18 protein-coding genes are annotated in these 20,829 nt (G+C 52.2%); 3 read left to right on the top strand and 15 right to left on the bottom strand.

Annotated elements, in window-relative coordinates; translation table 11 throughout:
• Window positions 1-10: 10 nt before the first annotated feature.
• Entirely contained in the window at window positions 11-832 is an 822-nt protein-coding gene (locus NNL21_RS17770) for an SDR family oxidoreductase (protein ID WP_204818563.1), read from the bottom strand.
• Between the two features lie 110 nt (window positions 833-942).
• Here NNL21_RS17770 and NNL21_RS17765 point away from each other — a divergent pair, with 110 nt between their 5' ends.
• The gene (locus NNL21_RS17765; protein WP_204818562.1) at window positions 943-1,512 is read left to right on the top strand and encodes a TetR family transcriptional regulator; all 570 of its coding nucleotides are present in this window, start codon (window positions 943-945) and stop codon (window positions 1,510-1,512) included.
• Between the two features lie 62 nt (window positions 1,513-1,574).
• Here the strand turns inward: NNL21_RS17765 and NNL21_RS17760 are convergent, their stop codons facing one another.
• The 9 genes from NNL21_RS17760 to NNL21_RS17720 all read right to left on the bottom strand — a co-directional run bounded on the left by NNL21_RS17760 (window position 1,575) and on the right by NNL21_RS17720 (window position 11,465).
• Window positions 1,575-2,519: an SDR family NAD(P)-dependent oxidoreductase gene (locus NNL21_RS17760; RefSeq protein WP_256555313.1), complete on the bottom strand. Its 945-nt coding sequence runs from the start codon at window positions 2,517-2,519 to the stop codon at window positions 1,575-1,577.
• Window positions 2,520-2,590: 71 nt separating this feature from the next.
• Window positions 2,591-3,301 (bottom strand): PIG-L family deacetylase, encoded by a 711-nt coding sequence (locus NNL21_RS17755; protein ID WP_204818561.1) that lies wholly within the window; start codon window positions 3,299-3,301, stop codon window positions 2,591-2,593.
• Window positions 3,298-3,609 carry a DUF1806 family protein gene (locus NNL21_RS17750; RefSeq protein ID WP_204818560.1) on the bottom strand — a complete coding sequence of 104 codons (312 nt, stop codon included), beginning with the start codon at window positions 3,607-3,609 and terminating at the stop codon, window positions 3,298-3,300. Before NNL21_RS17750 ends, NNL21_RS17755 begins: the two co-directional genes overlap by 4 nt.
• Before the next feature lie 208 nt (window positions 3,610-3,817).
• A complete protein-coding gene (locus tag NNL21_RS17745; RefSeq protein ID WP_256555312.1) occupies window positions 3,818-7,096 on the bottom strand; it encodes an S-layer homology domain-containing protein in 3,279 nt (1,092 codons plus the stop codon).
• A gap of 568 nt (window positions 7,097-7,664) precedes the next feature.
• Complete coding sequence (locus NNL21_RS17740) at window positions 7,665-8,096, bottom strand: DUF1801 domain-containing protein (RefSeq protein WP_204822196.1); 432 nt, start codon at window positions 8,094-8,096, stop codon at window positions 7,665-7,667.
• Window positions 8,097-8,303: 207 nt separating this feature from the next.
• On the bottom strand, window positions 8,304-8,765 hold the full coding sequence (locus tag NNL21_RS17735) for a DUF2269 family protein (RefSeq protein ID WP_204822195.1): 462 nt from the start codon (window positions 8,763-8,765) through the stop codon (window positions 8,304-8,306).
• Between the two features lie 168 nt (window positions 8,766-8,933).
• Window positions 8,934-9,797, bottom strand: a complete 864-nt coding sequence (locus tag NNL21_RS17730) for an alpha/beta fold hydrolase (RefSeq protein ID WP_204822194.1) — start codon at window positions 9,795-9,797, stop codon at window positions 8,934-8,936.
• Between the two features lie 64 nt (window positions 9,798-9,861).
• Window positions 9,862-10,446: a TetR/AcrR family transcriptional regulator gene (locus NNL21_RS17725; protein WP_204822193.1), complete on the bottom strand. Its 585-nt coding sequence runs from the start codon at window positions 10,444-10,446 to the stop codon at window positions 9,862-9,864.
• A gap of 131 nt (window positions 10,447-10,577) precedes the next feature.
• Window positions 10,578-11,465: a helix-turn-helix transcriptional regulator gene (locus NNL21_RS17720; protein WP_204822192.1), complete on the bottom strand. Its 888-nt coding sequence runs from the start codon at window positions 11,463-11,465 to the stop codon at window positions 10,578-10,580.
• Window positions 11,466-11,695: 230 nt separating this feature from the next.
• On the opposite strand from NNL21_RS17720, the gene NNL21_RS17715 reads away from it, so the two are divergent.
• Entirely contained in the window at window positions 11,696-12,703 is a 1,008-nt protein-coding gene (locus NNL21_RS17715) for a Gfo/Idh/MocA family protein (protein ID WP_204822191.1), read from the top strand.
• The gene (locus NNL21_RS17710; protein ID WP_204822190.1) at window positions 12,700-13,686 is read left to right on the top strand and encodes a Gfo/Idh/MocA family protein; all 987 of its coding nucleotides are present in this window, start codon (window positions 12,700-12,702) and stop codon (window positions 13,684-13,686) included. Before NNL21_RS17715 ends, NNL21_RS17710 begins: the two co-directional genes overlap by 4 nt.
• A 252-nt stretch (window positions 13,687-13,938) precedes the next feature.
• Here NNL21_RS17710 and NNL21_RS17705 read toward each other — a convergent pair whose 3' ends face one another.
• The 5 genes from NNL21_RS17705 to NNL21_RS17685 all read right to left on the bottom strand — a co-directional run bounded on the left by NNL21_RS17705 (window position 13,939) and on the right by NNL21_RS17685 (window position 20,792).
• The gene (locus tag NNL21_RS17705) at window positions 13,939-15,069 is read right to left on the bottom strand and encodes a sialidase family protein (RefSeq protein ID WP_204822189.1); all 1,131 of its coding nucleotides are present in this window, start codon (window positions 15,067-15,069) and stop codon (window positions 13,939-13,941) included.
• A gap of 53 nt (window positions 15,070-15,122) precedes the next feature.
• The gene (locus NNL21_RS17700; protein ID WP_204822188.1) at window positions 15,123-17,309 is read right to left on the bottom strand and encodes a glycoside hydrolase family 36 protein; all 2,187 of its coding nucleotides are present in this window, start codon (window positions 17,307-17,309) and stop codon (window positions 15,123-15,125) included.
• 301 nt (window positions 17,310-17,610) lie between these two features.
• The gene (locus NNL21_RS17695; RefSeq protein ID WP_204822187.1) at window positions 17,611-18,441 is read right to left on the bottom strand and encodes a carbohydrate ABC transporter permease; all 831 of its coding nucleotides are present in this window, start codon (window positions 18,439-18,441) and stop codon (window positions 17,611-17,613) included.
• 3 nt (window positions 18,442-18,444) lie between these two features.
• Window positions 18,445-19,356, bottom strand: coding sequence for a carbohydrate ABC transporter permease (locus tag NNL21_RS17690; protein WP_204822186.1), 912 nt, complete (start codon window positions 19,354-19,356; stop codon window positions 18,445-18,447).
• Window positions 19,357-19,385: 29 nt separating this feature from the next.
• Entirely contained in the window at window positions 19,386-20,792 is a 1,407-nt protein-coding gene (locus tag NNL21_RS17685) for an ABC transporter substrate-binding protein (RefSeq protein ID WP_204822185.1), read from the bottom strand.
• Window positions 20,793-20,829: the final 37 nt, after the last annotated feature.

Below are 20,829 nucleotides of genomic sequence, written 5' to 3'. Positions count from 1 at the left end.
GGAAGGTCAACTAGTGGCTTCTTTGCGCGTTTAATCGCTGCATGTTGGCAACGGTTCCACCATCTACACGAATATCTGTGCCTGTAATATAAGAACTATCATCGCTGCATAAGAAGTCTACAACCGATGCAATTTCAGAAGGCGCGCCTTCGCGCTGCAAAGGCGTATTCTGCAACAGGATTTTCATCTGTTCTTGATTGTCTGCTTCTTGGCGTCCCATTGGTGTATTAATCGTCCCCGGAGAGACAGATACTATACGTGCCCCTTTTTGCCCCCATTCCCATGCTTGATCTTCAACAATTAACAGTACCCCCAGCTTGGATAAGCTGTACGCGGCACCGGAAGAGCCTTGGGTGAACGGTTCCATCGCTACCACTATATTTGATGCTAACGGGTTCTTAAGCAGTTCTACATAAGGTCCTTCTCTAGGTACCATATGGCCGCTCATAGATGAAACACAGATCGCCACAGATCCCGGTTTAGCGATGGCTAAGAATGCGTCAAGAATATAACCTGTCCCAACCAAATTCACTTGGGTAATGCGTCTTGAATCAGCCATCGTCGGGGATAAACCTGCTGTGTGAATAATAGCTTTCAAGTCCCCTAACGCCTCGGCTCGCTGCGCTAGTGCGTCTACTTGTTCTTTATTCGTAATATCAAGTGTTTGATACTCCACAGCTGAGAGTCCTTCAGCTTGTAATTCCTTAACGGTGCTTTGTAAATTTTCTTCACGGATATCCGCTAATAAGATTGTCCCTTTATGTCCCAGACGCTTGGCAATTTCTTTCCCCATTCCACCGGACCCGCCAGTTATCACATAAACATTCGGCATTATTTTACCTCCTAAGAAGATATACGATATAATTTAATTTAATATCAATACGAGCAAGGTTTCAAACGACAAAATGGACCTAACTGTCCAGTTGAGAAGAGGGATCGTTCGTGAATGACCAACATTCCGACAGCTTTTCTGCCCGTCATTATATCGTCATAGCCTTTCTCGATTTACTAGACAAATCACCGTTCGATAAAATATCCGTGAGTCAAATTGTGAAAAAAGCAGGCATCAGCCGTTCTACCTTCTATCTGCATTTTCTTGATAAATATGATTTAATGGACAAACTGACCGAACATATTACCGATGAATTTTTATCTCATTATCAGGTTTACGATAAAGAATCCGTGTCCGCAGCGCCGAATCAAGTGCAAAAAACGACTTTGGAAATATGCAAGCACATGATGACTTATAAGAGCTTTTACAATCAGCAGCTCAGGAACCCCGTTTTCATTCATTATCTATCCCAACAATTATTCGAGCAGCTGGTTCATGTCTACCGTCATAAGGGATACGCTACCTTTGCGGGCTATGGAACGATAGGCTATCTTACGCAGTGGATTCATGGGGGATTTGAATTAAGTCCAATCGAAGCAGCAACAGAATTATCAAGTATCGGCCTTACGAACTGGTCACAATATAGCTTCCAACGATTCAATGAAAACGATCAGATATAAAGCCAAATAAAGTCGGATTCCAGTACTCCTGGTATCCGACTTTGCACATTAACATGGAATTGCTAGCTTCTCATAAGCTCCATACCCAATTCCCATATCCGGTTGGCGTTCTTGCTATCAATCGCGTATTTGGGGTAGCTTCCCGATCCGAAAATATTCTTCAATTGCGCGAGGCCTTGCTCGCTGGCGGACGGCTGAACGATCTCTCTTTTATGGTTGATTAACTGGCCGGTCACACCGCTGAATTCATCCGACGTGCAGATATGAAAATAGTTATCCGCCATGCCTGCAGGCAGCGGATTCGTCAGATTTTGTGCCCATGCAAGCACTCTCCAGACAGGACTTAGTTTATTCATCGTAGCTTTGGATAGCTTTACGCGGTTGATCTGAAGCGCATTGACCTTAATTCCCCGGCTTTGCAGCTGCTCTGCCATTTTGAAGGTCAAGATCAACAAGGCCATTTTCGAGTCGCCGTACATTTTATATGCGCTGTAGCGCCGCGTTTCCCGGAATTCACCGCGCAAATTATCGAAGTCGATGGTCCTCTTGGGATCGAAGAAGTTTTTGATATTGGTCGTGCACGCGTTAAGGATTCTCGGATCTTGTGATTGCTCAAGATGATCCGCCAATAATTGAGTCATATACAAGGGGCCGAATGCATTCGTAGCAAAGGACAATTCGATATGCTCGGGGCTAAGCTTATATTCTTTTTCACCATGATTTATGTAGGCGGCGTTATGTATTAAGATGTCCAGACGCGGATAACTGGCTTTGACATTGGAGCAGAATGTACGAATCGAATCAAATGAAGCAACATCCAGCTCCATCAGTTCTACGTTCGGATTGTTGGAAGCTTCCGTGATTTCTCGGTGCGATGCAAGGCCAAGCTCCATATTGCGGCATGCCATGATGACCTGATATCCTTCAGCTGCGAATCTTAGAGCCGCCGCTTTGCCGATCCCCGAATTGGCTCCTGTAATCAGTACGATTGTATCTTTCATTTTCATGCAGGCCGCAACCTCCATTAGGGATATTTCGATAGCCACACGAGACGCTGTTACTTCGTGAATCCACTATCTTAGAATAAATCATGGCGAAGCCGCGCCGCTGCCTCTCTATTCCCCTTCATAAAATATTCATGTCTCCCGAATCTCGTCATGGCCTCTTGGTCGGGCAGCCATACCCACTCGTCGATTTCGGTCTGGCAGCGATGTGCCCGAAATGCAGCGAGCTTCGCCTCCAGATGAGCATGCACATCGACTTTGGTGATATCCCCTCTCGTAAAGCCGAACCGCTCAGGACGCTCCATGGCATCGCCAAACGTAATGAAATATAGCGCTCCCCTATGTCCGGTTCCCCGTAAAGCCGCCGTCGTCGCTTTCCCAATAGCGCAATGATCCGGATGACCGCCCAGCGTTTCATGAAAAGTAAGAACAACGTCAGGATCCACTTGGTGAATCAGGTCCTCAATTCGGGCTGTCAAGCGATCCGCATCGGTAAATTCAACGGTCTTGTCGCGGATATTCAGGAAGATGAGATGCCGGATGCCCAGGCTTGCGCAGGCTTGCCTCAGCTCCATCTCGCGAGCGGCTGCCATCGTTTCCCGATTGAGGTACGGGGGGTTGCCCATTCGGCGTCCCATTTCGCCCCGCGTGGCGCTCACCAGCGTGATATCAACGCCTTCGCTGGCGTATTTAGCGAGGGTACCGCCACAAATAAACGATTCGTCATCGGGATGGGCAAACACCGCCAGGAGCTTACGCACTGGAGCTTGATCGAATTTGTTCATTCTGCGAAAGGCTCCTTCCCTAAGTGAAGAGCGACATTCATCCGCCCTCTGTCATCATAGCCGGCCAGCAGAAGACGGCTGTTCCCGTCCACCTCATAATGAGTGAGCGCTTCCATTCGCAGCCAGCCATGCCCGTCGAAGCGGAGAGCGGCGCGGAAGGGTCCTTCCCCGGCGATATAGGCATGGGTGAGCTTAATCTTGAAGTTGCGGACGAAGACAAAGGAGGTCGCCTCGCTGTGAATATAGGCGTCCGCCCCGACGAATTTCAGCAGCTCTGCCTCCACCTGCGGTCTGGTTATTGTCATCATCTTATTCATTTCTCTTTTCTAATGGGATTGGTTTGTTTGACTATTAGATTGCCTGCCAATACTGCGCCTTCATCAACATTATACCTTATCTCTATCGCAACTCCATGGGCAACAGCGATTTGTCTGGCGCACGAAAAAAAGGCTACCCTGCAGCAGTTGTCTGCCGGCAGGATAGCCTTGCGTCAAGCCTGTTATTCCACAGGTGGGATTAGATGAGACCGGACTTTGTCAGAAGCCGCTCGACAATGACCGCAACCTCTGCTCTTGTTATAGATGCTTGCGGCGCAAGCTCGATACCGTTTCTACCCGACACGATGCCTGCTCCGATGCAATCTGCGATTCCGCTTCTCGCCCAATTAGAAGCATCTTCCGCATCCGTCAAGGAACGCAATGCCGCTTCTATTTGATCAGCCGAGAGCTTGTCATTAAGCTTGGTAATCTTCATAGCCTTAGCAATGATGACCATCGCCTGTTCACGGGTAATCTTCTCAGCCGGACGGAACGTACCGTCCTCATAACCGCTGATCAGTTTATAGGCATATGCGGTGTTGATTGCGCTGCTGTACCAATCCGAATCCTTCACATCCGAGAATGGCGATGCTCCGTTCTCCAGCTTAAGTCCCAGAGCGCGGACGGCAATGGCTGCGAATTCGGCGCGTGATATATCACGATCTGGATGATACCTGCCGGTCACCGTACCGGTAACAATCAGGCGCGATCCCATGTCGTTGACAGCGTCATTCGCCCAATGATTAGCCATGTCGCGAAACTCTACCGGGTTCCAAATCACAGCGTACGTACTATTGATTAAGCTGCTGATTTGTGCGTAATACGTCCCGTCAATATTCGAAACCATCGTCGGTACATGGCGTACGGTTCCATCCGGCTCGAGCACGACTCCTGTCGTCAGCTTGTTCGCGTCAACACCATCGGGAATTGCAATCATGCGTTTCACATAGGCGTCGAACGTGGACAACTGAATCGTTTTATCGCCATACTTCACCGTCACTGTAAAATTAAGCGGCGGAGCTACGATAGTGAATCCGCCTTGTTCAGCAGCATCTTCTATCGCCTGCACCGTTTCCGCCTTTGGTTTGGCAATTTCGATTTCAACGCTTATGTCTTGCAGATCCACCGATTTTCCAAGCTCTTCGGACAAGGATTCCCAGTCAATGTGCTGGACGGGAAGCGTATAGGTCGCATGATTCGTTTTAAATTCCAGTATCGCCTGTTTGCTTTCCATGTTTTGAACCATTTGGCCGTTCAACCCGACGATCACCACATCCGAGCTGGCTTTCACTTGAATCGTAACAATCGCGCCTTGACCTTCCTCTGCAAGCTTGTTCTCCAGTTTATTCTGGTCGACGGCTACTTTCGTTACAGTTTGGTTATTCACTGTCGAAGTGGATGCCGTTCCTGCCTTCTCTGCCTTGCCGTTCACCAGCACTTCAACGTCCGTGCTCGCTGAACCCGGTGAGGCCGTTCCAATCACGGGATACACAGGAGTCGGAGCATTGACCGTCTGGGTTACCGAGAATGACACGTCTGTCATGTTCGAAGCAGATACCGTAACCGTCGCTGCATACGTGCCTGCGGTCAAACCGTCTTTCGCACGGACGGTAAAGCTGGTTGAATCTCCAGTATTTACCGTCACTGCCGGCTGCGTGATGATAAATTGATTTGCATTCGCGCCGCTTAATGTTACGGATACATTCGTCAGATTACCTGTACCGTTATTAGTCACCTGAATCGTCTTTGTTTCGATAGAGCTGGTCGCGTAACCTTGAATTAAAGACGATGCGACTTGATTGGCTATTGCTGCAATCGTATAAGTTGGAACAGCTTGTACGGTTACCGTTGTTGTGCCGGTCGAACCGACAAAGTTGGCATTCCCGTTATAAGTTGCCGTAATCGTATGCGTGCCTATACTTAAAACAGATGTCGTCATAACGGCTGTACTGCCGGATAGTGTGGCCGTGTCCAGCAGGGTGTTTCCATCATAAAAGCTTACGGTGCCGCTCGGCGTGGCGGAAATGGCTGTCACAGCTGCCGTTAACGTAACCGTTGTTCCCCATATAGATGGATCCGGCGCTGCTGACACCACAGTGCTGGTGATGGCTGGCGGCAGTGCTTCGACTGTCACTTTCGCCACACTGGAGGTTGCGGTTGCCGTCTGGTTGCCTGTGGCCGTCGCATCGGTATTCGTGACTATCGCATAGTAGTATAAGTCTCCTACGGCTGCGGTCGGCACCGTGTACGAAGCGCCGGTTGCACCGAAGATAGGCGCAGCTCCGTTTGTGCTGTTACTCGTGTTCCGGTACCATTGGTACGTTAGTGTTCCGCTGCCGCTTATATTGGCAGTGACGCTTAGTGTGGCGGCCGCTCCTTCGTTCGCCGTTTGATCCTGCGGCTCTGTGACGATGACCGGCGCTGCCGCGTGGGTCAAGGCGATGCCAGTCACTTTCACGACTCTGGAGGTTGCCGTTGCGGTTTGGTTACCTGTTGCCGTCGTGTCCGTATTCGTGACCACCACATAATAGTACAGGTCTCCTGCTGCTACGTTCGGCACCGTGTACGACGCGCCGGTTGCATTCATGATTTGCGTAGCTCCGGACGTGCTGTTGCTCGTGTTCCGGTACCACTGGAACGTTAGCGCTTCACCGCTTATGTTAACGCTTAACGTGGCGGTTGCTCCTTCGTTCGCCGTTTGATCCTGCGGCTCTGTGACGATGACCGGCGCTGCCGCGTGGGTCAAGGCGATGCCAGTCACTTTCACGACTCTGGAGGTTGCCGTTGCGGTTTGGTTACCTGTTGCCGTCGTGTCCGTATTCGTGACCACCACATAATAGTACAGGTCTCCTGCTGCTACGTTCGGCACCGTGTACGACGCGCCGGTTGCATTCATGATTTGCGTAGCTCCGGACGTGCTGTTGCTCGTGTTCCGGTACCACTGGAACGTTAGCGCTTCACCGCTTATGTTAACGCTTAACGTGGCGGTAGCTCCTTCGTTCACCGTTTGATCCTGTGGCTGTGTGACGATGACCGGTACTGCCGCATGGGTCAAGGCATTACCCGTCACTTTCGCCACGCTGGAGGTGGTCGTTGCGGTTTGGTTGCCTGTTGCCGTGGTGTCCGCATTCGTGACTACCACATAATAGTACAGGTCTCCTGCTGCTACGTTCGGCACGGTGTACGACGCGCCGGTTGCATTCATGATTTGCGTAGCTCCGGACGTGCTGTTACTCCCGTTCCGATACCACTGATACGTTAGCGTTCCGCTGCCGCTTGCGTTAGCTGTGACGCTTAACGTGGCGGTAGCTCCTTCGTTAGCCGTTTGATCCTGCGGCTGCGTGACGATGACCGGCGCTGCCGCATCTTCGTCCGCCGCAAAAGCTTTGACTGCGCCAAAGCCTGTAAGCAATGCGCTCCACATCACGATGAATGATAAGGCAGCAGACCATCCACTTAAAAAATTCCTTTTATACAACGCTTTCACACCTCGCCATCGTTCATAGTTTCCAATAAAGATAGACGCCTTAAATCATTTTCTTCGCATTCGCTATACTGGGCACATTCGCTATAGTCACTTCTAGTTCTCAATTCCCCCTTAGACATCTGGTTAGCTGATCCTTGTCCCCCCACAAATTCGTCGAGCATCTTATTAAATCCAAGCCATGGGATTCGACACGTTTCAACCATTAACCTGAAAAACTTCATTTACTAGAGTAATATACCATAAATTACCGAAAACCAGTCCCAAAGACTTAACGATTAGATATGAATTTTTTAAGACAATTCACCTAGAGTTTTATAGACTTCCTCACCTAATAGCCCAACCCTAGGTTATCCAGGTCATGCAATTAGAAGGAAGAGATCGAATTTTGTCGGATGTTTCGCTACCGGTGAAGCTAAGGGGGCTGTGCATTAGGAAGGAAGTAACGGGGAAAGCCTTGTTCGACAAGGCTTTCTTGAGTTCTTTATGACATTCTCGAGAATGCCAGACAGCTGATGAACGGAGAATTGAGACCGCAATTGTATATTGAGATTGATTTATCTTATTGGATCTTTGCTTCCGGATAAGTCTTCCTAAGGAACGTGATAGACTGAGTGATCAATGCTTGTAAGACATCAACATGAATATCATCGACTTTGTTGATGTAGACGCAGGCTTTACCTGCCGTATGCTTGCCGAAGTCCCTTAACAGCATCTCCCGTTCAATATCTCCAGTTGCAAAATACAGACTGATCTTTGCTTTTCGGGGTGAGAATCCAACCAGCGGCGCATCGCCTTCGTGACCCGATTCATATTTGTAGTGGTATGCTCCAAATCCTATCATACTTGGTCCCCACATTTTGGCGGGAAAACCTGTCGTTTCAGTAAAAATATCTAACAACTTATATGCATCCTCGCGCTTCTTAAGGCTATCGACGCTTTCAATAAACTCAATGACGCTGTTGTCGTTCTCTTTCATCTTCGGTTCATACATCGCAATCTCTCCCAGTGTAGTTATCCGCCATGCTGGTATGCTAAGATCGTCGGTCACGCGAGACATGGCCGCTCGTGTCGATCATCTCCGTGATAATCGGACAACCTGATACCAGTATACCATCATTCGTAAACCCCGCTGCAAGGAACGTGCGAATGGAATGATGATATACCGCTTCGTCGACCCATCCAGTCTGGATAAAGCGGCCTAGAAGTGTTTGGATATCATTAAATAGAGGATTGCAACTGGCAGCACCGTGGCGATGATACCGAAAACAGCCCATAACCGGGAAACTCGTGAGTATTCGCTGGACATGCTGCCGCTCTCGATAGATGCTGCGCTGTGGCGGATCATGGCACGCTGCAGAGGGATAAGAACCGCTAACCAGACGGCTCCGGTAACAGCAAACAAAATGAACGACACTGTCAGCCAATTCAACCCGCGCATAGATAAATCCGCTTGAACCGCCATAATAATTCCGGAAACGATAATAAGAATCAGACCTGGAAGCGTGAACACATAATCGGCGAGCATGACATTCTTAACAGCACTATGAATGATGACAGGGTTCTTCTGCACATCCGCACGGACTTTCCAAAACGCAGCTGTAATGATATTTCCTACAAAGATTACGACACCGACTACATGCAGGACCAGCCATAGATTCATAATCAAGCACTCCTCCTGGTTATAATTTCTCGCATCTGCCATAACCCATCATCTAGCAAGCTGCTTATGATTGCATTATACAAACCAACCATCGGTTTGTAAATAGGTTCTCAAACCTGCACTCGCTATATGCGGCTAATTGCTTGCCCTAGCGGCATATTCCGAATGTTAAGCCTGCTCCTCCATAAAAGAAAACAACCTCTCATACATTTCACGGGCGCCTTCTCCAAGCCATATCAAATGTCCCCATACCTCTAACTCGCAAAGCTGTGCATTCGAAATATAGTGATAAGCATGCCGTGCATGAGCTACGGATACCGTCGCATCGTGAATGCTGTGCATAATGAGGGTTTGGCATTGAATAGCGGATAGTACGGAATTCCGATCATGCCTGGCATGCTCTAAATCGATCAGAAACCCGGATCCTGACCGCTGCGCGTTCGCCATTTGCTTGAACAGCTGCAGATCATCTTCGCTAATTTGCTGTAAGACCTCTTTGCTCAAACGTGTACTGAAAGAGGGAATCATGCTCTTGAAGAGTAAACGTGGAAACCATTGGTTCATGACTCTAATCGCTGCCCATAGGTATTGTTCAGTCGAAGGGCGAAACATAAGCTGGGCAGATTGATACAATTTGTCAGCGGGGGTTAACCAGGTATGGGAGACAGCCGCCTGAAGAATCAGACTTCTCACCCGCTGTGGATATTGCGCCGCAAAATGAATACCGCTTGGACCGCCGGCAGATATGGCAATGAGATGAACCTGAGGAATGCGCAAATTATCCAATAGCTCCATATAGGCTTCGCATGCATCGCATAGGTTCTCCCCCAGCTCCTTCGATGTTCTGCCATAGCCCGGCCTAGAGGGGGTAATGATAGAATAGCCTCGCTCTGTTAGCTCCCTGTAACCGAGCACTTCATTGCAATTGGAATGCCCGCCGTGCATGATGAGAACGGGTTCGCCTTGTCCAACGATGGTATACTCCACGTTCAATCCTTCCTTGGTCGTGTAGTTGTGAACGGTTCGATTCATAGCAGCTCCTCCAAAAATGAAATTACGTTCATTATTAAATCAAAAAAAAGGCTGCAAGCACAGCTTACAGAAACGCCCGCAAACCTTGGTACCAGAATAAGACGTACTGGCGTACCATACTTGTACTTTCCTCCGTGTCTGAGTGACGCCGGATAATCTCAAAATAACCCTGCAAGAAAGCAACGGAAATCGGCCATACGGCCTGCTCGGTGAACACTACCCGTCCCTGGGCGCTGTTATAGGCCTCCAAGTGGCCTGCAACATTATCTGCCATCATCTGATGCAGCCTCTGCAAAGCGTCTTCGTGCTTCGTTCCCTTGCTGCTGTCGATTAGAACTAATAGCGGTCCGCGCAATTCTCCGATCAGACCGATCAGCGCTTGAACAACAAGCTCAAAAATATTGTCTTCATTCGAAGGCTCCCTGACATGGCTCTTGATTACCGACTCCAACTTATGAAATACCGGCTCAACCACCGAGTCGAATAGGGCTTCCTTGCCCGCGTAATACCGATATAAATTGCCGGCGGACATGCCTACCTTGTCTGCAATCCGTTTGATGGAAGCTGCTGCATACCCGTATTGCAAAAATTCATCCTGGGCATTCCGGAGAATCGCTTGGCGCAATTCATCTTTCAATACTTGAACCATAAATGAACATCCTTTCACTTTTGAAGTATAACAGGAACTGGAGGAGGTCCACAAGCATTGTTTCCTTGCATGTAGGAATGTAAAGAACCTTATGAGTGTACAAAAAAACACCGGGAAATCCCGGTGCTCCTTCATTCGTCCTCAGCATGCATTTTGGAAAGAAATTGCTTCGGCGTGCTGCCGGTATAGCGTTTGAACAGCTGGTAGAAATGCGTCATGTTCTCGATGCCGACCGTTTCGGCGATCTCCGTAATCGTTAGCCCGGTCGTCAGCAGCAGCTGCTCGGCGCGAAAAATCCGTTTCCGGTTCATGTATTCCGTGAACGTAAGTCCCGTCGTTTTTTTGAAAAACTTGGAGAAATAAAAATAGCTCATCTTCGCCAGCTTGCTGACTTCTTCTAACGTGATTCTTTCGTGCAGATGGCGTTCTACATATTCCAGAATCGGCCGCAATATGATGGAGCTCTCCGCATCGTTTGCTTGGAGCAGCTCCTTCTGGTCTCCCCGGAGCATGGACAGCAGTATTTGGCGGATATAGATGCTTGCGGCGATTTCGTATCCTTTTTTGCGTTCCATGATCTCTTCATGCACGCGGACGATGAAGCCGGCCACCTCTTCCCTCAAGGAGTCGTCCTCGCGGAACATATCGTTCAGCGCTTCAAGCGGGCTCTTCACCTCGGAGAAATGCGGGTAGTACATCATCATCGGCGGATCGAAATAAGGCTGCAAATCGACATGCAGCACAATGTAGACCAAGTCTTCCTCGCTCAGCTTGTTGCCCCAATGCGGCTGGGAGGCCCCGATCACCATTACGTCGCCGGGGTTCAGGATATAGCTGCGATTGAGCGTGTGCATGCCGTGAATGCCTGAGCGGATAAAGAGGAATTCCACCTCCTTATGGTAATGCCAGGTCCAATCTGCCGGAGGTTTAGCAGAAGGAGCCATGTTCGATGTAAACTCCCACACTTTCATATGAAGGAGCGGATTCTGGTAATGAATGGGCTCTTCGTAAATGTTCATTCGCTGCTCCCTGCCCGCGGCCGGCTAAGAACCGCTCTTTTGCCAGCCTCTGCTGTAAGTAAGTATCTATCGCTATATAAAGATTAAAATTTTGACGTTCTATAGTATTCTCTGATCCCGAGACAAATTTCCACAGTAATTCGGCAAATACCGTCATACAACCGCCAGCCACCGAACGATATTGTAATGGTAAGACCCATTATACAATAATCGGAAACGAGGGAATAGAGATGAGAGTAGCCATTGTCGGCTGCGGTGGACTCGGCAACGTGCACGCAAGCAGCTATGCCGAGATGCCCGGCGTTACGGTAGTCGGTGTATGTGACATTGAGGAAGAACAGGTGCGGCGCACCGCGGATCGAATCGGTGCCCCAGCCTATGTGTCGTACCGCGATATGCTCGAGCAAAGCGGCTGCGAAGTTGTCAGTATCGCGGTTCAGAGCTATTTGCATAAACAATTGGCTATTGAAGCGGCAGAGGCGGGCAAGCATGTTATCTGCGAGAAGCCGATCGCGCTCAATCTGGCGGATGCCCGGGAAATGATCGACACCTGCCGGAAGAACAACGTACGCTTGTTTGTCGGACATGTCGTCCGTTACTTTCCCGAATATGCGCAAATCAAACATCAGCTTGAGAATGGCACGATCGGCCGGCTCGGCGTAGCCCATACGAGCCGGATTGGCGGCCATCCCGGCCACGCGCGCGCCTGGTACTTCGACGATGCCTGCAGCGGCGGCGTCATTCTGGACCTGATGATTCACGACATCGACTTCATCCGCTGGGCAGGCGGCGAAGTCCGTTCCGTCTACAGCCAACGCGCTGCAAGCCGCGAGCTGGACTATGCAACGGCGACGCTTGTCTTCGAGAGCGGAGCGGTTGCCAATCTGAAGGCGCAGTGGGGCTATCCGGGGCCATTCACGACGGCAGCCGAGCTCGCCGGAAGCGGCGGCGTCATCCGCACCGACAGCTCGCGCTCCGCTTCGCTGCAGATCCGCAAAACGGAAGCTTCCGCAAGCGGCGGCCCGTTTGTCGAGGTTCCGCAAAGTCCAGGCTACGAAAGCCCCTATTATATCGAGCTGCTCGACTTTATCAATAGTATTCGTGAGGGCCGGGAAGCGCTCGTTACGGCGGAAGATGCATACAAAGCGCTGGAGATCGCCCTGGCGGCGACAGAATCGGCTCGGACCGGCAAGGCCGTCATGATCGGGCAAGACACGCGAAAGGCGGAATCGGTATGAAAACATTGAAGGTTGGCTTGATCAGCTTCGCACACGGGCACGCGTATTCGTATTTGAATTCTTTTCTGGCGCTGCCCGAAGTCGAAATCGCCGGCATTGCCGATGAAGTCCTCAGCCGCGTAGAGACAGTCGGATCCACGCATGGCATTCCGCTTTACGAGGATTACCGCGAGCTGTTGAAGACGGATATCGACGCCGTTGCCATCTGCTCGGAGAACGTGAAGCATGCGGAGCATGTCATCGCGGCGGCAGAAGCAGGCAAGCATGTTATCTGCGAGAAGCCGCTAGGCCTCTCCGTGGAGGAGATGGAGCGGATGATCGAGGCGTGTAAGGTGAACGGTGTACAGCTGATGACGGCGTTTCCTTGCCGCTATTTGGCTGCCGTCGTGAACGCGAAACAAGCGGTCGATGCCGGCGAAATCGGCGACATCGTCGCGATCAAAGGGACGAACCGCGGCTCGATGCCGGGACAATGGTTCGTTGAACCGCACTTGTCCGGCGGCGGCGCACTGCTCGACCACACCGTCCATGTGATGGATTTGATGAACTGGTTCACCGGGTCGAAGGTGACAGAGGTTTACGCCTACGCGGCAACACTGTTCCATGAAGAGCTCAAGGTCGACGATGCCGGCATGATTCATGTCCGCTTCGCCAGCGGCGTATTCGGGGTTCTCGATACAAGCTGGTCGCGTCCGAAATCGTTCCCGACCTGGGGCGATGTAACGATGGAAATCGTCGGTACCAAAGGCCAGCTGTTCATCGATTCATTCGCACAAAGCAACGAGGTGTTCAGCGACGCCGCGGGCAAAGGCGCCTGGAGCTTCTGGGGAGACAATATGGACCATTACATGGTGAAAGGGTTCGTAGACGCCCTGCTCTCGGGCAAGCCCGTTCCGATTACGGGAACGGACGGTCTCCGCTCGGCCGAAGTCGCTTTGGCCGGCTACAAATCCGTGCAATGCGGACAGCCGGTATCGATTTAACTTACAGTCGGGTTAGTAAGAATGAACAGCTATTTGGGCATAATCTCAGGGCTCACCGGCTAGCTTGGAATCAGCTTAAGATATAAGAAAAGCCTCCCTATTGGGAGGCTTAATTATTTGAATTGTGCAAACACCTTGAACGCGTATTTCTTGATATTGTCCGACTTAACGAGCGTTTTATAAGATAGCATATCGCTGGTCAAGTACACATCGCTGATGCTGATGGTCACAGCTTTCCTCAAAGCCCCTTCATCAGATCCGATCGATCGGAGTTCGGATGACCGCTACCCTCTCCTTCTGGATGGAGAAGATCACGTACAAATAGCCGTCATGAACGAGCGAGTGCGGGTAGCCGTAATCTCCACCCTTGTGCATGCCCGGAAACTTCTGCTTGAAGCTGTCGTCGCCGAGTATGTAGTGGCGATCGAACGTGTTCCCGTCCGCCGATAGAGAGAGGACAAGCGGATTGCGCCGCCATCTGGGCTCCGGGTCGGGGCATCCGACATAATAATAACGCCCGTCCGGCAAGCGGCCGAAGTGGAATTTCGTCCAATTGTCGGTAAAATCAGTCTCCACAGGGGGCGTCCAGGTTGCCCCTCCATCGCGGCTTTCGGCTGCCCATAGCTTCTCCGTATTGCTCCTCAGCATCATCCGGACCGTTCCGTCTTCCAGTTCATACAACGATCCTTCACACAGTCCGACCGGCCAGCCCGTCCGCTCCTTCACCTTCCAGAACGATTCAGAATCATCGCGAATCTCGCCCTCCATATCCGCAGGGTAGATCCCCGCCCGCTTCCATCCCGCAAGACCGGACGGATCGTTCGTATACGGAAACATGACGTTCCCGCTAATGACAAGCCGGCCGGAAGACAGCGCCGCCGGACCGTGATTCGGCACGATCGGTAGGTTCATATCGAGCGGTTGGCTCCATGTTGCACCGTCCGTCGTCGTGACGGCGCGCAGGCGCGTATTCATATGACCCTCGTCGCCAGGTTTGCGCAGTCCGTTCTCGATCCGCTCCGGCTTATATTCGTATTCCCCGAAATAGGCGATCAGCCTGTCATCGCCAATCCGGTGAAATCCTGCAGCCGTCAAGACCAGCTCGGAATGCTTGCCCATTAGCGAGTCTACGAGCGGGACCGGGTCGGACCAGCTGTAATAATCGTCCGAGACGGACAACAGCACGCGCTGCCCCAGATCGTCCTCATTAACGCGGCCGTTGGACCAGATGGCGTACAGTTTTCCTTGGAAATAAACAATGTGCGGATGATGCGAATAGGTCCAATCCGATTCCAGAACAGGTATATACAGGTGCGAGCATTCAACGTCCAGCTTGGGCCGCTCCGCCGCCGGATCGTACCGGTTCGTGATCAAGGCTTGCATATCAATGCCTCCTTAGTTTGAATCGGTTAGGCAGCACCGATTGATTAACGGCTTCACCCGCGATCATCGCGCTTGATTTCAAACAGCCTTGCCTGGTTCCGGCTTGGGAACCGTACAGTCAAGGCCCCCTTGCGTTCATTGTAGAAAGACTCGACCCGTCCCAAGTCGATCGGATACAGCGTATTTACGACTGCCGCTTGATTGGCCCAGCCCGGCAGCGGCAGCTCCATAAATTCATCATGGCTGCCAAGCCGCCATACGGCCAGCAGCAGCCGCCCTTCATCCTCGGAGGCCAAACCTACACTTGCCCAACCGTTCGCATCGCCGATTCGGGCGAACCCGGTCGGCCAGATCGGATAAGCGTTTCTCACGAAGAGGCGCTCCCGCTTCGCAAGGCCGACTGCTTCGGCGATCAAAGCAGCGTTCCGCTCGTCCGCCGCGTCGATGCGGCCGGACAAATACAGCTGTCCGCACAAGCCGTTCACCATATTGAAGATGGTCTGCTCGCCGTCCGCCATCGACTGCCTGTAGCTATCGGTCTCAACTGTCTCCGGCGCGTTATGGTTGCGATGCAGCAGCGGATACGGGTATGCCCAAATGCCAAGCTGCTCCGGCAGCACCGTCGCTAAGCTGCCGCCCAGAATGCTCGGGCATCTCGTATAGATTTCCTGATCGGTGAAGCTTTGCAGATGGAAATGACGCAGAATGCCGTAATCCTGCCTCATTGCGCCGGACGCGCAGTTCTCGATGACGAGCGCCGGATGCTTCTCTCTCACCTCGTCTATGAACGAGTAGAAGGCGCGGGAATGCTGCAGCGTTCCGTCCGCGCTCGAGCCTCCGAAGCCTTCAGCGCCCGCTCCCACCGTATCGTTGTAGTCGTTCTTGATGTAGCCGACGCCCATTGCGGTAAGCCGGTCGATGACGCTATGCATGTAGTGACGAACCTCGGGATTGGCGAAGTTCAGAAACCAGCGAGCGCCTCCGCCGACCCGCCTGCCATTCCTCATCAGAAACCAGGAGTCGGGTTTCGAGCCAAGCTCCGCTTCCTCCCCGCATACTTCCATCTCCAGCCAGACGCCGGGGATCATGCCACGCTGCTCGATCTCCGCTAGAATGCCGCGCAAGCCTGCGGAACCGAACCGGTCCTGGCTTTCCCGCCAGTCTCCAAGCCCCATCGACCAGTTCTCCTCCCGCGTCGCGAACCAGCCCGCATCGATGCAGAAGCATTCAGCCCCTGCCCGGAACGCGGCTTCGATCAAGGGAAGAAGCCGTTCCGTCGTCGGATTCCCCCACAACGTATTCATATAATCATTGTAGACGATCGGAAGCTCCTCGCGCGCCGTCTGCGGCTTGCAGGAATGACGACGGTATTTGGTCAGCTCGCGCACCGCGTCCCCGAAGGAACCATCGCAGCAGCCAAACGCCACCGGGACAGCCTCGAAGCGCTCGCCCGGCTGCAAGGGTTTCACCCATCCGCCGACCCGCTCGTTGGCTCCGTCCGCATAGAGATACAATGATCCGTCCGGCCGGTTCCAGGCGCTCCGATGACCAATCTCGATATTCCAGTTGGAAGAGGCCTCAATCTGCAAATACCACACCCGGCTCGTCTCCATATCTTCGAGGACGATCATGGGAACGTAATTCGCGGTGCTGAAGCTGCCGACAGAAGAGAATGAGACGGTGGCCAATTCCGCGTGGACGGAGGTCTGGAATAAACCCAGGCTTTCCAGATCGTCGCTCCGCCATTGGCTCTCCCCCTCCCATGCGGTCCGGCAGTAGTGCACCTTCACTTTCTTCGGGTCGTACCAGGGCCGGCAGCCGCCCAAGGCGATTCCCTGCAGATGAAGGGAAGACAGCTGCGTCAGCGTAATCGCTTCATCCCCCTCGTTCATGACGGCGGTGGTCTGACGAATCATGGCCGTACCCGGTATGAACGTCATGCCGACCTCCACTGCAAGACCCAGCTTGTCATGCTTGTAGCGGGCGAATAAACCATCGGCGGACGGCTCGAACCGTTCCATTCTCATCTCCGCAAACAAGGCGGAATACCCGGTGGCTCCGGCCGAACTGCGTCCCTGTGCAGCGCCGGCAATTCCGGTCTGGAAATTGGGATACGCGATGCTTGCCTCACCCAGTTCCAGCGGCCCTGGACTGAATGCCCGCTGCCACATGCCGTTGTCTGTCTCTTCATATTGCAGACGCATGTTCTCGTGTATGATCGTTTGATATCCCTTCGCCATGATGATCGCTCCTCTATTCGTCGTTTTATTAAACTCTACCAAATATTAAATTAAAATTAAACCATATTTTCGTTTAATTTTAATTTAATTCTTGTTTATTTGCGAAAAAAACGATGAGGCAGCCTCTTATCTGCATCATCGCTTCTAATCGCACCTGTACTAGGGAACGCTTCCGATCGCTGTTGTTCCCGAATCGTTATGATCCTATAAGCTCTCATCCGGGTTCGATTCGGGAACAAAGGGGGCCGCTTACGTTTCCCCAGCTCCGAACCGGCCTTTGTTTCATTCCGGAGCGGTATCTCTACGATTTAATAGAGCCTGTCATAATGCCGCTGATCAAGAACCGCTGGCCGAATAGAAACACAACCAGAATCGGCAGGACGAAGACGAGCAGCGCCGCCTGCTTGACTTGAAACAAGTCCACATTAGGCGAGGACGGTAAGATATAGCCGACTTGCATCAGCTGTGTCGATAGCGGATACTGCCTCTCCTGCAGAAACATGAAGGGAGCTAGATAATCGCCTCCCCAGCTCGCGTTGAAGGACATGATCGCTGCCGTCGCAACGACCGGAATCGAGATCGGCATGTAGATACGCCAGATGATCGCAAACGTCGAGCAGCCGTCGATGCGCGCCGCTTCGTCCAGCTCTCTGGGCACATTCATGAAGAACTGCCGGTAGAGGAAGATAATAAATGGACTGCCTCCGAGACCGCTGATGATCCACGGCCAATAGGTGCCGAGCAGCCCGTATTGCTTGAACAGGACAAGCTGAGGAATTTGCGTCACGGTCGGGGGGATCATCATCGTCGCCAGGATGACCATGAACAGCACGCCCTTGAACCTGGCCTTGAGCCGCGCGAACGCGAAGGCGGAGAAGAAGCTCGTGATGATCGGAATGCCTACCGAAATCAAGGCAAGCAGGCACGAGTTTCGAAAGAACATCCAATACGGCTGCAGCGTAAAGGCCAGACGGTAGTTCGCAAGCGTCGGCCTTTCGGGAAACCAGGTCATGCCCGTAAAGAGAGGCTGGAGTGAATTGGCCGCCATCCAGTACAAGGGAAACGAGAAAACGAGAGCCAGCGCCAAAAGAACGCCGTACAGGGTGAAACGGGTAGCGAGATGTTGCGTCAATGGTCAGCCTCCTTTTCGTTCGCCCGATTCATAATGAACCCACAACCGGCTCGTACCGAACACGATCAGGGTGAGCAGGATCGTAATGATGAATAGCACCCATAACAATGCCAGACCATATGCGTAGCGCTGGAACATGAAAATCTGCTGGAATGTATGGACCAGATACAGGTAGATCGGCCGGATCGGAACGCCCATCAAGCCTCCGTTCGAGGATAGGAGCGTCGCTTGCGCGAAAATCTGCAGGGAGCCGATAATCCCGAAGACCAGATTGAAGAATATGACGGGCGTCATCAGCGGGATGGTGATGAGCCGAAACCGCCTGAATGCCCCCGCTCCGTCGATCGCCGCCGCCTCGTACAGTTCGGGCGAGATGCCCTTCAGACCCGCCAAATAGATGATGATGCCTCCCCCGCAGCCCCAGCTGAGCAGAATGAGCAGCGACATCGCGGCATGATCGTACCCGAGCCAATTGATCGGCTGGAAGCCGATCCAGCTCAGGAAGTCGTTCAGCACCCCGTTCGTCGCGAACAGCTGCTTCCACATCAGCCCGACTGCCGTGATCGGCAGAATGGCGGGGAGGTAATAGAGCGACCGGAAGAATCCGATCGCTTTGAACTTGTTGTTCAACAATACGGCAATCAGGAAGCCGAACACCGTGCTAAACAGCACGTTCAGGGAGCCGATATAAAAGGAACGCCCCAGCGCAAACATCGCGTCGCTGTCCAAAAAAACGTTATTGTAGTTGCGAAGGCCGACATATCTCACGTTCTCGTAGTTGAACCCCGCGAAATTGGTAAAGCTCAAGTAGAGTCCATAAAGCATTGGATAGAGGGACATCAATAGAAACACGACGAGCCATGGGAACGTCAGCATGTAAAACTCCCGGCTCTCTCTCCGCTCTGCCTTCCCCATTGGAGCCAGTCATCCTTCCTCTTGCATCGTCATTTTGCCCCGACGATATCTTTGTTCTCGCGAATTTGAATCTTGACTTCTTTCGCGATTTTTTCAATTGCGCCATCTACTGTGTCTTTGTCGAAATAGACGGGCGTCATATACTTGTCGAGCAGCGTGCTGAAGGCTGTAGCCGAAATATACGGGTTGTACGGAAGCGTGGAGAGCTGCTTCAGATCGTCCGTAATGACGCCGTAGGTTTGCTTGTCGAAATTCGTTTCTCTCGGAAGGAGCTCGACTTTCGACTTGAAACCGGGCAGTCCCCAGCCGCTCTTCGCCCGTTCGTCCGCCGGTTTGCCGCCGTAGAACCATTCGAATACAGTCCAGGCTTCCTCCGGATGCTTGGTCTTGCTGTAGATGATGCCTCCCGTACCGCTGCGCGTCGCTTCGACGCGCGTTCCCCCGCTCATCACGGGCGCAGGAAGCATCATAAAATCGTCAAGGTGGCTATTCGTCAGCTCGTTGCTTCTCAGCAGGCCGCTAAACCAATAGCCGGCGACCATCATTCCGAGCTTGTTCTGTGAGAACAGATCGATGAAATTGGCGGCTTCGGAATTCAGCGAGCTCGGTCCGACCGGAGCCTTCACCGCCTCGACCCAATATTGGATGATGCGCTTCGCCTCAGGCGAATCCAGCATGATTTCGTTGTTGTCGGCGGTATACAGCGATTGACCCAGAGATGCCAGCTGCGCAAGCATGACATCCTGGTTGAGGCCGACTCCGCCGCCCAGCGGATCGTACAAGCCCCACTGAATCACCTTGTCCCCTTCCTTGACCGTCATCTTCGCCGCGTATTCTTTCACCTGCTCCCAGGTCAGCGGCTCCTTGTCACTCGGGATCGGGATACCGGCCGCTTCGAACAGCTTCTTGTTGATGAACAAATTGAAGTCCGGCGACCAGTCTTTCGGAAATCCGTAAATATCGCCTTTGCCCGACATCTGCCCATCCCACCGGAAAATATTGGTCGTATCAAGCAAGTCATCCGCTTTGAAATATTCACTGCGGTCAAAGTACGGCTGCAGATTCAGCGCCAGCCCCCGGCTGGCATAGAACGGAAACTCGCTGGCGCCCATTAACCGGAAAATGTCCGGTGTCGTATCGGAGTTCGCAGCAATCTGACCCATCAATTTATTGAAATCGGTATCAACCCGCTCGAGGTCGATGTTCGGGTGCTCGACTTCGAACGATTCGATTTGTTCCTTCGAAATTTCCGCTTCAGCCAGATGAATCCGAATGGTCACTTTCTTCCCGGCCTCCGTTGTCCCTCCTTCAGATGCCTTGCCATCCTTACCAGGACCGGCATCATTCGCAGGGGCATTATTGCCGCTGCAGCCGGCGATCGCCAGCGAGAATACCAGCAGCATCGCCACGATTGGATACATTTGTTTTTTGGACACGATTATGTGCTCCCCCTAATGGTCGTTGTAGATCCGG

Origin of the sequence: Paenibacillus mendelii (assembly GCF_024498075.1) — a bacterium.
Classification (GTDB): Bacteria; Bacillota; Bacilli; order Paenibacillales; family Paenibacillaceae; genus Paenibacillus_Z; species Paenibacillus_Z mendelii.
The sequence above is the reverse complement of the archived record's forward strand: the minus strand, read 5'-3'. Positions and strand labels throughout refer to the sequence as shown.